This is a genomic window from Limosilactobacillus gastricus DSM 16045 (assembly GCF_001434365.1).
GTDB classification, from domain to species: Bacteria; Bacillota; Bacilli; order Lactobacillales; family Lactobacillaceae; genus Limosilactobacillus; species Limosilactobacillus gastricus.
The window spans coordinates 24,534-37,742 of sequence record NZ_AZFN01000007.1; the positions used below are offsets into that span (position 1 = coordinate 24,534).

Consider the following 13,209-nt stretch of genomic DNA (forward strand, 5'->3'; position numbering starts at 1 on the left):
TCTATTCCTCACTATTGTTCCAATGTTGACTTATAAATTCCTGGCGCGCGCCCTCTTCTTCTCGCCAACGCGCCGGGTTTTTCTTATAAAATGCTTGGTGATAATCTTCAGCTAGGTAAAAGGGCTGGGCCGGCTCAATTTGAGTCACAATTGGCTCGGTAAAGCGGCCACTTTGTGCTAATCGTGTACGCGAAGCGCGGGCCACTTGATTTTGATAAGCATCTTTAACAAAGATCACGGGCCGGTAATTATCCCCCCGATCCTGAAATTGGCCAAAAGCATCCGTTGGATCGGTTTGTTGCCAATACAACTCCACTAATTGATCATAAGAGACTACTTCCGGATCAAAGGTGATCCGCACCGCTTCGGTATGCCCAGTTCCCCCATGTTTAACCTGCTCATAAGTCGGATCTTGCACATGACCGCCCGTATAGCCAGCCTCCACTTTTTGAATTCCGGGATAGGTATCAAAAGGCTTTACCATACACCAAAAACAACCACCGGAAAAAATCGCCGTTTCTGAACTCATTCTATTCACCCCCTTAATTACTTCTTGCCGTAAATCGGCCAAGCCGCCTGCTGCGCGCCATGATAAGTCTTTTGAATGGCCTTTTCGGTCGCTTCGGTCTGATAGGCCTTAACCACTGCTTGATAGACCTTATTATTTTTATTTTTGGCTTGTACCGCAATTATATTGACATAAGGCTTAGCGGCTTGGTTAATTTTTTCCATGTATAAGGCTTCTTTCCCGCCGGGTTTAATCTTAGCCGAAACGGCATAGTTACCATTAATTACTGCAGCATCAACTGATGTTAAGGCTCGTGGCGTTTGAGCCGGGTCCACCTCTTTGAATTTTAGGTTCTTCGGGTTGGACGTAATATCATTCAAAGATGGCTTAATCCCACTACCAGCCTTAACTTTAATCAAGCCAGCCGCTTGTAACATATTCAAGGCTCGTCCAATCGTGGTTGGCTCGTTTGGTAGTGCGATCGTAGCCCCATCCGGTAAATCGCTTAGCTTGCTATATTTTTTAGAATACAATCCTAAAGGCGAGATAACCGTATTTCCAATACTGACTAAATGAGCATTCTGACTTTTATTATAAGATTCAAAATAGTACTTGGTTAAACAAGCGTGCATATCAATTTCCCCATCTTTAAGGGCCTTATCAGGTTGCACATAGTCATTGAAGACCACATATTGCAATTTGATATTTTGTTTAGCTAATCGCTTTTTCACGTTATTCCAAACCGGTTCCGAATCAGTCCCAACTAAACCCAGTTTCACGGTCGTTATCCGTGAACTTTGATAGCGCCGATAACCAAAATATCCAAGCCCACCTAAAACAACGATAATGACAATTAGCCACCCCAACCAGCGTTTCACTTGACGACTCATCTTGATTTCCTCCAACTTCTTCAACCATGAAAAAAACGTCCTTAGGAATAGCGCTTGCCATTCCTAAGGACGCTTGTGCGTGGTACCACCTTAGTTCAACCCTGATTGGATCCTCTTAGTACTCATACTTGAATACCGTGACTGAATACCGGTGTCACCCGTGAATCATTTACAAACGCTCATGATTCTCATTTCCCAAAAGACCATGTTCGTTAATTGTTCGCACATCAGCTCCCAGCACCGCTGACTCTCTTGGCTGCTACTTAAGAAACTACTCATCTTTCATGATTGATGATTAATTGTGTTTTATCCTAACGAATTGATTAAAATCTGTCAAGAATTAAATTAGATTTTCTAATTTTAAACCAAACTTTGGCAAGTAACCGAATATAGGTCCGACTTAATTTTAGCCAATGGACAATCCAACATCGATGCTAAAGCACTAGCATATAAAGCTAGCTGGCCGTGATAACGTTGCCGAAGTTGCGGTAATTTCGTTCGGGTAATTTGATCCGTTTTATAGTCAAACAACTCAACGCCCTCGTCTGTAACTAAATAGCCATCGATAATCCCATGCACCAGAATCGGTCCATCTTGGTCCGTCAAGTTGTTAAATAATTTCGCCCCTGGCAGTAACATGGAAAAGGCAACTTCTCGTTGAACCTGATCAGGATGCGCTAAAATCCGCTGGCCCAAATCAGTTTGATAAAAAGCTACAATCGCTGCTAAATCAAGTTGGTTACCAACCGCTGGGGATGGAATTAATCCTTGCTCCACCAATTGATCTCGTAAGGCGGTGACTTGACTGAGGGTTACTTCGCCATGACTCAAATCCAACCGCTCAAAGAGCAAATGCGTTGCCGTTCCTAAAACCGTTGGCGTCACCGCTTGATTGGTTTGCATAAACTCTGGAACCGCCATTGTATCTTTTAAATAGGCTCCTTCGCCCCGAACCTGATCTGCATCAATCGTTAACCGACCCATTGCGATATCATCAGGATCTTGAATACGAAAGGCTTCTCGAATCGTTGAAACTGCCTGGTAAGCCGTCGTTTCTGTGGCCGCTTGATGAGGATATTCAAACCGAAGAATCTGCTGCATTAATTGCGCTTGGGCTTTAGTCAGCGGTGGTTGATCCTCACCAAATAACGATAATTGAGTCTGACCAGCTTTACGAACATCTGGTAAATTGGCTTGCCATTGGCGAACCAGTGCTTGATCTACTAATTGGAAGGTAAAGTCGACGTCGCCAAGCTGCAAGGATCCCTCATCAAAAACTGGTTTATCTAATTCGTCCAAAATCGCCGGAAACTGCGGATGACGGAACAAGGTTAAGCCAAGCCAATCAAACATCGAGTTAGCTTTTAGACGCAAGGCATCATTTAGAACTAAATTCTTTGATTGCACCGCTTGTGACCAAAAATTCCAATCCCGTTTTAAATTTCCTAGTTTATTCGTTGGTGCATCGTTAACTGAAGCCGTAATAATTAAGCGCTGTTCGGCCCGGGTTAGGGCCACATATAGCAACCGCATTTCTTCAGCCCGATTTTGGCGTTTTAATTGTTCTTTGATAACTGTTTGTTGCGGTAGTTCATATTTAACTTCCACTGGTGGTAAATCGGGTGCTTGATCATGAACATTTTCTACCAGAGACATCCCGATCCCGGTTCGCGGTTCAATCACCACGCCTTCACTATCTTTGCGAAATTGATGATTCATATCAATCAAGAAAACAATTGGGAATTGCAGGCCCTTACTACCATGAATGGTCATGACATTAATACTATCATTAGCTAGGTCCGCTGGCGCTACCCCTAAATCATCATCTTTGCGTTGCATTTGTTCAATGAAACGAATGAACTGATATAAACCTTTAAAACTGGATTGTTCATAGGCACTGGCCCGCTCATATAAGGCATGAAGATTAGCTTGGCGTTGGGGACCACCGGGCATCCCGCCTACATAATCCAAATAACTGGTTTGATCGTAAATTTCCCAAATTAATTCCGCCAACGACCGCTGACGAGCACAGGCTCGCAAGTGATTAAGCAAAGTCAACAGTCGATTAACTTTTTGCGCCACTAAATAATAATCGACACCGTCACGGAGATGATTTCCTGGGAAATCATCTTCCGGGAAATCATCTTCCGGAAAATCATGGGCGAATTGTTGAATCGCTTCATAATAAGCGCCATCAGGATGGTTTAATTTAATGATTGCCATTTCTGGTTCAGTAAAACCGATTACGGCCTCAGCCGTCGGTAAAGCAATTAATGGTGACCGCATTACTGCTACCAAAGGCACATCCTGGTAGGGATTATCGATAATTCGTAGTAAAGACATCACAATCCGAATTTCGGTAGCCTTAAAGTAATTTTCAACTCCATGGACTGTTACTGGAATATTGAGTTGACCAAACTGTTCTACTATTTGGCTATTAGCCGCCTTGGTTCGTGACAAAATGACAATATCATTAGGCTTGATCCGCCGCATGGTCTGAGTATCTTGGTCAAAGATGGTTTCCTTTTCGTTATCCAGTAATTGTCGAATCCGCGTGGCAACCATTTGGACTTCCCCCGTTAAACGGTCTTCCCCGACAATCGCTGGATTATGGTTGGTCCGGTAGACGAGCATTTCCGTTGGTCGTGCTGGCGCGACTTGTCCATCAGCTAATTGCCATTGGGCTTTGGCCCGCAATTCCGCCGTTTGATCATAGTCCATCTCACCAACGCCTTGGTTCATTAACTGCTTAAAGACCACGTTTGTAAACTCTGTGATATTCGTCATCGAGCGATAATTATCCGACAGGTCTAATGCTTCGTTAGGATCATTGGCTTGGCGGAAACGTTGATAATTCTCTAAAAAGAGGGTCGGATCGGCCTGGCGAAAGCGATAGATCGATTGCTTCATATCCCCCACCATAAAAAGATGATTGCGCTTAGGATCGTGCAATTGTTGCAACAAATCATATTGCAAACGATTGGTGTCTTGGAACTCATCGACCATAATTTCTTGATACTGAAATTGGAGTTCCCGGCGGATTTGAGTGGCGGTTGCTTGATGCGTTGCTAATAACTCGTTAGTTAAGACCGCTCGCCCCGTTAAAATTGCATAGGCATAGTGCTCTAAGTCCGAAAAATCTAACAGGTGACGTTGCTGTTTGGCTCGTTGGTACCGTTGACGAAATTGTTGACTGAAATTAACTAATTGTTCCAAGATCGTTTTGGCTTTTGGTAGCAAAGCGTGGTAGCGCTGACTGGACCAATTAAAATAGGTCTTATGGATTTCATCTAATTGGCTTTTTAAAGCATTTCGCTGGTCTAATTGAGCCAGTTCGACCTCCGAAGAATCTTTTGTTTTCTTTGGATTGATCCCAAAGCTCTTTTTCTCCGTAGCCGCTACTAATAAATCCCAATCATCAACTAATTCGCCATTAATAAAAAGCTGCTCCAGCTTACTCAAATCTTCCGCTAGTCTCTCCCGCAATTTATCATTTTCCGCAACTTGTGATAAGTTTTGCCACTGATTTAATAAATTAAATAATTGAGCTTGGGCTATCGGCTTAACGACCGCCTGATAAAAATGGGTATCAGTAATTGCTTGCTGATCATCCAACTCATAATTATCAATGAGGTGAGTCAGCCACCCATTGGGATCGGGCTGGGCATTGGCCCCCTGATCCATTTTGCGGACCACTCCCGCCAAACCTTCTCCCTTCACTCCTTGGGCAAAATTATCAGCCACTCGCAGATAGGTCGCTTTTTGATCCCCAGTTAACCAATCATTAACGAGGTCATGCCAAACCTGATCCATTAATAAGTTTTGTTCGCCATCCGTCACTAATCGATAATTTGGATCTAAATCAATGGTGTAATAGTAACGCTTAATTAATTGCTCACAAAAAGAATGAATCGTCGAAATATTGGCCACGGCAAGCCGACTAATCTGCTCTTTCATATGTTGATCTGGACTCGCCATGAGACGTTTACGGATCCGCTCCCGCATATTTTTAGCAGCTTCTTTCGTAAAAGTCACCATTAAAAGTTGATCAATATTTAAGCGATCTTTTTCTAACAGTTGAATTACCCGTTCGACTAAGACGGCCGTTTTCCCCGAACCAGCAGACGCTGAAACTAAAATATCATGGCCACGATGTTCAATCGCGGGTTGTTGTTCAGCGCTGGGCTTAAAACCACTCATGCTCCCCCTCCAATTCTGCTTGCATTTTTTTAATTAGATCATCTTCGTCAATGGCAATTTCCCGATACCGGTCTAACATCTGATCGAATTGATAGATGTCTAAATAATCCGAATATTCCAATCCCGAATGCGCTCCGCGTCGAACCGGGAGTAAGGAAACATTCCCCGCTAAAATTTCACTGGCTGCTTGGTGAATCAACCATCGATTTCGTTTAATTAACCAACCAAGTTGATCGGAACTGACTAAAGACGTTCCTGCCTTAGCTTGGAAATTATTTTGATCTGAGCGATTTAATCTCGGCTTAGACTTGCCAAGTTTATTGACATCGATCACCAACCCCTTGGGACTTTTATTAGTCAGTCCATCATCTAAAGGCATTAAAAAGGACTCTTGATTTAAGAGAATTCCTTTATAGGTATGGTTTTCTAAACTAACAGTTATTAAGTTCTTCTTTAAGTCTTTTTCTTTATATTGTGGATCGGATAAGTGAAGGTAAATAGCCCCCGCTACCCGACCGTTTGGTAGATTTTGTTGCACCACATCTAAATAGGCGAGCATTTGTAAATCGGTACCAACATAGGCATCAATCAAATCGAACTTCCGTTCACTGGATTTGTAATCGACAATGACATAGTCCATCCCCTGATCAGTAACAACTTGATCAATCCGATCGATTCGACCACGTAAGGTTACTACTTTACCGTTTGATAATTGTTGTTGCAGGGGTTTTAAGACGACCTGATTATCATCACCTGGCCGAGTAACCCGCGGACCAAATGGTTGTTCCATTGCTACGGCGCGCGCGTCACTATGCTGAGCCTGCAAACTCAAGATCCGCGTCATCGTCCGTGCCACTTTTTCCATGCTATAAACTTGGTAAGCCGCTACCTGATCATTATTTGCCAATTCCATCACACTGGTTTGTTTGACCTTAGCCGCTTGAATTGCCTGGTCAGTCAAGACCTTTAACAAAGCTTCATCATCGACGAGGTCAGCCAAGTCAACTGGTTGTTGTTTAACCAGACGCATAAACTGATCCATCACATCATGAAAAAAGGTTCCCGACTTATCAATCGAAATTTCCAATTCATCGCGCGGTTGCAAGCGTAAACCGTACTTTAAAAAGTATTCATATGGATTTTGATAAAAGGTCTGCAATTGGCTAACGGACCCCATTAATTGACCGCGCGGATCATCATCTAAGGGTTGCCCATATAATTTTACCGCTAACGAAGCTGGTAGATTAGTCGTCTGATTATGGTAGTCTAGACTGGCCATCAAGTACTGATAACGGCTCGGCATCACTTGATTAAGTTCTATCGCAAGGCTTTGCCAACCATCACTCAACCAGGTTTGATCATCGGCTTGGAGCCGTCGAGTCACTAATAGATAAGCCATTGACACATTCGGAGTACTAATCACCGGTAAGATTTGTTCAAATTCGGCTTGAGGCTTGATTTGAGCGGGTTGAGTTCCTAGAACCATTTGGTGATCACTATCCCATTGCCCTAAATGCTTGGCTAGACCAATCAAATACGGTGATAAAGTTAACTCACTTTCATCGCTACTTAGTTGGGCTGCCGTCATGATCAACCTTTTGGTCCCACTCAACATCCCTAAATAATTAATAAAGGGTTCATGATTGCTTCTGGCGACATCACTTAAAGGCAGAAATTGATCCGCTTTTAAACCCTGTCGTAATAGGTCTAAATCTGGATCACTTAATAGTCCAGTAGTAGTTTTAATTTCTGGCATAACGTCATCCGTTGATCCCATCATAATCACAACTGACCGCTGGTTGGTTTGGGTCATTCCAGTTTCCGAAACCATCACTTGATCTAAAGTGGATGGAATCTGGGAATACTCAGCTGCTCCAAAGGCCGCTTCGATCATGGCAATAAATTCCTCGAGTAGCTCCTTTGGTTCATTGGTCAGCTCGCCCACCAAATCCACATACTCATCTAACAAATTGCAAAAGGTTTGCCAAACCTGCTGTGGTTGTTCCATCAAGGTTAAGTCTCCATCATCTAAAGCGGCTTGGGACCACTTTAAGAGCGCTTGATCCACCCCTTGATGAACCAAGAATTGATAAAGAACGGTTGCTAATTCACGCCCGGTCGTGATTTGATCCAACTGATCTAAAAAAGGCGCGATTTCCCGGGAAATATACTGGCGAACCTGGTTAATCGTATTCATCAGGTCAGCTGATTCGTTTGCGATGGGCTGCCAGGCTTTCCCTATCCAGGCCCTGCTACCTTGTCCATATTTTAAACACCAATTTTCAGTTTGGTAGACGGCCTCCATAAAGCTTGCATGCTCAACGTCTTGGGGAGTCAATAATTCCGTTTTTAATAGTTGCATCACATCCGCCGTCTGGTAATAATTTTGTTTAATTTTAAAGAGTGCTTCGATCATTGTCACCAGGGGTGAATTGGCCATGGACCGTTGATGATCAATAAATAAAGGAATTTGGTGCCGTTTAAAAATTGGCTCAATGATATTCTCATAACTCGCCAAATGTCGCGTTAAAATTAAAAAATCACGATAACGATATCCCTTGGTAGCAACCAGATGTCGAATTTTAGCCGCAATCTGATCCACCTCCGCCAAGCGAGTCGGGGTTACCAGAAAGGATACCTGCCCCTGAAAGTCAACTTTAGCTTCTGGAGTTTGGAACTGAGCTTGGGCTTCCATCCAGGCTTCGACCGCTAATAAATCACGCCCCACCCGTAATGGTAACTGGGAGGCCATGATTGGAGGTAACAGATCTACTTTGGTTTGTTGATCTACAAAAGTTATCAGTCGTTGGTATTGGGCGGCTGATTGATAATATAAGTTATGCTCGTCCGGTAACTCATGAGGAGCATAGGCTCGATCAGCTACCAAACTCATCATAGTGGAAGCCCCATTTTGAATCATCGCTTCCACCATCGCTTGTTCTTTAGCGGAAAACTGCCCGGTGTACCGGTCTAAATAGAAATGATCATGACTGGTTTGGGGGTCATTAAGCTTTTGAACTAATAAATCTTCAATATCAACATTGCTCAACCGATCAGCACTTAAAGTTAAGTAACGTTCATAAATTTGACTGATGATCCTTAATTTTTCGAGCCAGATCGCTTGACTAGGGGACTGATGCTGACTTTGTAAAGCCTGGGCAACGACTGAATCAGGCTGATCAATTAAATCATCGGGAGTTAAATTGGCTGTTTGAAAGGCGATGATTTGTTCGGTTACGGTTTGGACGAAACCAGGACGGTCACTCTCACCTTGAAAAATCCCCAACTGTTGCGGGTTCGTTTGTTTTAACTGTTGAATGATTTGGGCTACTAACATTACTGGTCCCATTTTTGATAATCGGGGGCTCTGATAAGCCGGGTCATTCTTCAATAAATACCAAGCTAACCGGCTAAAAGATAGGATTTGGACGCGTGATTGGGCATACTGTTCCCGATAGCCTAACCGGCTTTGTAGAGTCGCTAAAATTCGCACTTCCGTTTCAAATTTAATGTGATTGGGTACCAAGAAAAAGAACCGATCCTTGACTTGCTTAGGATCTTGCAAGCGTATAATTAAATCCTCGACCAAGGCTGCTTCATGTTGCCGTGAAGCTTTCCCAATGACAAATTGTAAAGTCCCCATAAGTATCTCCTCAAGTTAATAGAATGATTAAATTATAGCATTAATCCAATAATTAACCATTGACATCAATTTCTCAGCATGTTTTAATAAAAGCAATTATTCAACGAAAGGAAGGATTGTTCAGATGTCTTGTTCATCATTAATCACAGTAGCTAACTATTATTACGGCTATGCTTATTCAGCCTAATGTCCGACCACTTGGTGCGGACAGAGACGTTCGCACTAAGCAAAGCTGTGATTTAATAATCCTTTGCTAGGTGTTGTAATCTAGCTAGGGGTGTTCAAGGATCTGGACCAACCATCCATTAAATAGATTCACCAACTAGATTGAGTTAACGTCTCAAGCTTGTTGGTGTTTTTTTATGTAGTATGAAAGAAGGAAAATCAATGAAACACGCACACGCCACTAATCGGCCAGAACCTAAATTTGGTTTTGGCGAAAGCATCATGATCTTAATCGCTATTTTAATCATCTTAGGATCATTAATTATTGTTAAGCAACAAGAACCGCAGGCCCCACTCTTTATCGCTTTTACCCTTTTAGCAGTTTACGCCCGCCTTCGTGGTTTTAAATGGTCGACCATCATGGATGGGATGCGTACCGGGCTCAAGGACGGGGTTGACCCCCTCGTTATTTTCTTATCTATTGGAGTATTAATTGCAACTTGGATCTTTTCGGGAACCATTCCAACTATTATGTACTTTGGTTTTAAGATTATCTCCGTACAATTTTTTTTGCCGACGGTCTTTATCGTCTGTACCCTTGTGGGGGTCGCTTGCGGGAGCTCATTTACCACCGTTTCGACCATGGGGATTGCCTTTGTTGGGATTGGGGCTACCCTAAAAATCAATCCTGGTTTAACGGCGGGGGTGATCGTTTCAGGAGCCTTTTGTGGATCTAATATTTCTCCCCTATCCGGAACCACTAATCTAGCCGCTTCGGTTGGTGAAATCAATATTTACAAGCATATTAAAGCCCTAATGATTACTGATATTCCAGCTTGGGCCATTTGTGTCGTCATTTACACCCTGCTCGGCTTAAATTCTAAACAGGTTAGTTTAAGCGCCGTTCACCAAATGATGCATGGTCTTAGTGATGGCTTTTGGATTTCTGGATGGGCCCTGCTGCCGGTCGTTCTCCTAATTGTCTTAGCGATCTTACAAGTCCCAGCAATCCCATCTTTAGGTCTTGGATCAATTTTTGCTGCCCTATTAGGCTGGATTCACCAACCTTCAACTAGCATTACAACGATTACCAAAACCATTATGGATGGTTACGTTGCTCATAGTGGCGATAAAACCATTGATACCTTACTTTCAAAAGGTGGTATCTCTAGCATGCTGACTTCTTTAGCTTTGATTGTTTTTGCCCTCTCCTTAGGTGGTTTACTAATCAAACTAAATATTATTGGGGCGATCATTAATCATTTATCAGGAATCGTCAAAACGGCTGGACGGGTTACCCTCGCTACAGCCATTACCTGTATTGGGGTTAACTTAATGATTGGTGAACATTACCTCGCCATTATCTTACCGGGGCAATCCTTTATCCACGCTTCTGATAACTTAGGGATTCCTCGCGAGCTCTTCACGCGTATTTTAAATGACGCTGGGGCCGCTGTTAACGCTATTGTTCCTTGGAGTGTCTCCGGAGTTTTCATTGCCGGAGCCTTGCAAATCAATCCTTTGCAATTTATTCCTTGGGCTTTCTTCCCCTTCATTGTCACGATCTTATGCTTGATTACGGGAATGTTTGTAAAGCCAAACTCGGAAAAATAATTTTAGATACTAGACTACAAAACACCTCAGCACTAACCAGGACCTATAGTGCCCTCTTAAGTACTGAGGTGTCTTTATACAAGTTTAAACTTACTTTTCACTATCGGACCGTTCGCTAATCACGATCGTCCCATCACTAACATCCGCTAACAGATGCTTTGCTTCCAGATGATCTAAGTAGAAGTCTGTGACCTTATCACGAATTTGTTGTTCGATCACCCGCCGTAATGGTCGAGCTCCCATCGTTTCATCATAACCTTCTTCAATCATCAGGTCCTTAGCAGCATCCGTGACTTCCACGTCCATGCCCTTCTTAGCTAAGGTTTGGTTGACCCCATCCAGCATCAAGTTAACGATTGCTTTTAAGTCATCCTTACTCAAAGCTTTAAATTCGACGATTGCATTGAACCGGTTTAAGAATTCTGGCCGGAAGTATGGCGTTAAGCGCTTGATCAAAGTTGGTTGGTCCTCCGTTAATTGTACGTCATTGGAGAAGCCAGCGTTAGAAGTGGCAATCACAATCGTGTTCTTAAAGTCAATCGTGTTTCCTTGGCCATCCGTCAACCGCCCATCATCGAGCACTTGCAACAAGAGCGTGATTACTTGTGGATCAGCCTTTTCAATTTCATCAAACAAGACAATTGAGTAGGGGTGACGACGAACTTTTTCCGTTAAGGTATTTGAGTTATCGTCATAGCCCACATATCCAGCCGTCGTCCCAATCAATTTGGAAACCGCTGTCCGATCAGAGTATTCCGACATATCCAACCGAATAATGTCATCCGTGCTCCCAAACATATCTAGGGCTAATTGCTTGGCTAATTCCGTCTTACCAACCCCGGTTGGCCCGACGAACAAGAAGCTCCCAATTGGTCGGTTTCCTTCATCAAAACCAGCCCGGTTCCGCCGAATCGCCCGTGCTACCGCATTGACAGCTTCATCTTGACCAATTACCTTTCCGGCTAACCGGTCATTTAAGCCTTTCAAACGTTCGATGTCACTGGCACCCATCTTTGATACAGGAATCCCCGTCATCCGTTCAACCGCCGCAGCCACATCATTTGGGGTGGCAACGGCTCGTTCAGCCGTTGAATGATCGTCTAATTGTTGCTTTAAGCTTTCGATCTTTTCCTTAGCTTCTTGGGCTGTTTGATAATCTTCTTTGTCGGCTGCCTTTTGTTGCTGGTCTTCTAATTGCTTAATTTCTGCTTCAATCGCATTAGCATCCTTCACTGGATGTTGAGCAGCCAGGTGCGTTGCCGTCATATCAATCAGATCAATTGCCTTATCTGGTAATTGCCGTTGTGGCATGTATTGAACTGAATAATCAATGGCCGCCTTTAAAACTTCATCCGGCAATTCCACATTGTGGTGCTTTTCGTATAAATCCCGAATTCCTTGGAGAATTTTAAGGGTATCTTCCTTACTTGGCGCATTTACCGTTACTTGGTTGAACCGCCGAGAAAGGGCTGCATCCTTCATGATTGTGTTCCGGTATTCATCTTGAGTTGTGGCCCCAATAATGGTAATTTCACCCCGTGATAAAGCCGGCTTTAAGATATCAGCCATCCCTTTAGAACCACTTGCGTCCCCGGCATTACCAGCACCAATGATTTGATGAATTTCATCAAAGAAGAGAATTACATTCCCCGCTTGTTTTACTTCATCAACTAGCTTTTGCATATTCTCTTCAAAGCTACCACGATATTGCGTTCCGGCTTCCAAGCTGGAAACATCAATACTAATAATTTCTTTGTTCTTAATGGCCGCAGGGACATCCCCATTCACAATCGCTTGGGCTAAGCCTTCGACCACCGCGGTCTTACCAACCCCGGCATCCCCGACTAGAACCGGATTGTTCTTGGTCCGCCGCGCTAAAATTTCCGCCGTTTCTTGAATTTCTTGATTCCGCCCGATCACTGGATCTAACTTCCCGTCCCGAGCTTCCTGCGTTAAGTTGCGTCCTAATTTACTTAAAAGCCCATCTGATTTAATTTGACCAGCTTGAGCTTGCTTAGTTGGGGTTGGGTTACCTGGTAACTGCCCCGTTTGCCGATATTGGGCAAATTCTTCTGGGGTTACCTCCCGACCGTTAATTAAGTACCGCCGGTTTTCAGTATTATAACCGTTCATGTTCCCCATCAATTGGTTAAATAAGTCATCCATATCACTGTTAAACATAAGCCAGT

The 13,209-nt window shown here is 43.4% G+C and carries 6 protein-coding genes; 1 reads left to right on the top strand and 5 read right to left on the bottom strand.

What is annotated here, in order from left to right; genetic code table 11:
• Position 1 precedes the first annotated feature (1 nt).
• The 4 genes from msrA to FC60_RS03210 form a co-directional block, all read right to left on the bottom strand.
• The gene (msrA, locus tag FC60_RS03195; protein ID WP_056937054.1) at positions 2-529 is read right to left on the bottom strand and encodes a peptide-methionine (S)-S-oxide reductase MsrA; all 528 of its coding nucleotides are present in this window, start codon (positions 527-529) and stop codon (positions 2-4) included.
• 17 nt (positions 530-546) lie between these two features.
• The gene (locus tag FC60_RS03200; RefSeq protein ID WP_056937055.1) at positions 547-1,398 is read right to left on the bottom strand and encodes a MetQ/NlpA family ABC transporter substrate-binding protein; all 852 of its coding nucleotides are present in this window, start codon (positions 1,396-1,398) and stop codon (positions 547-549) included.
• A 360-nt stretch (positions 1,399-1,758) separates the two neighbouring features.
• Positions 1,759-5,598, bottom strand: coding sequence for a helicase-exonuclease AddAB subunit AddA (addA, locus tag FC60_RS03205; protein ID WP_056937056.1), 3,840 nt, complete (start codon positions 5,596-5,598; stop codon positions 1,759-1,761).
• Positions 5,585-9,241 (bottom strand): PD-(D/E)XK nuclease family protein, encoded by a 3,657-nt coding sequence (locus FC60_RS03210; RefSeq protein WP_056937057.1) that lies wholly within the window; start codon positions 9,239-9,241, stop codon positions 5,585-5,587. Before FC60_RS03210 ends, addA begins: the two co-directional genes overlap by 14 nt.
• A gap of 387 nt (positions 9,242-9,628) precedes the next feature.
• Between FC60_RS03210 and FC60_RS03215 the strand changes: the two genes are divergently transcribed.
• Positions 9,629-11,020: a Na+/H+ antiporter NhaC family protein gene (locus FC60_RS03215; protein WP_056937058.1), complete on the top strand. Its 1,392-nt coding sequence runs from the start codon at positions 9,629-9,631 to the stop codon at positions 11,018-11,020.
• A 90-nt stretch (positions 11,021-11,110) separates the two neighbouring features.
• Here FC60_RS03215 and FC60_RS03220 read toward each other — a convergent pair whose 3' ends face one another.
• Positions 11,111-13,201, bottom strand: coding sequence for an ATP-dependent Clp protease ATP-binding subunit (locus tag FC60_RS03220; RefSeq protein WP_056937059.1), 2,091 nt, complete (start codon positions 13,199-13,201; stop codon positions 11,111-11,113).
• Between the last annotated feature and the right edge of the window lie 8 nt (positions 13,202-13,209).

What these genes read in the sequence shown, in the direction of transcription:
- msrA (WP_056937054.1), bottom strand. Translation starts at nt 529, where the DNA reads ATGAGTTCAGAAACGGCGATTTTTTCCGGTGGTTGTTTTTGGTGTATG.
- FC60_RS03220 (WP_056937059.1), bottom strand. Translation starts at nt 13,201, where the DNA reads ATGTTTAACAGTGATATGGATGACTTATTTAACCAATTGATGGGGAAC.
- FC60_RS03200 (WP_056937055.1), bottom strand. Translation starts at nt 1,398, where the DNA reads ATGAGTCGTCAAGTGAAACGCTGGTTGGGGTGGCTAATTGTCATTATC.
- FC60_RS03215 (WP_056937058.1), top strand. Translation starts at nt 9,629, where the DNA reads ATGAAACACGCACACGCCACTAATCGGCCAGAACCTAAATTTGGTTTT.
- FC60_RS03210 (WP_056937057.1), bottom strand. Translation starts at nt 9,241, where the DNA reads ATGGGGACTTTACAATTTGTCATTGGGAAAGCTTCACGGCAACATGAA.
- addA (WP_056937056.1), bottom strand. Translation starts at nt 5,598, where the DNA reads ATGAGTGGTTTTAAGCCCAGCGCTGAACAACAACCCGCGATTGAACAT.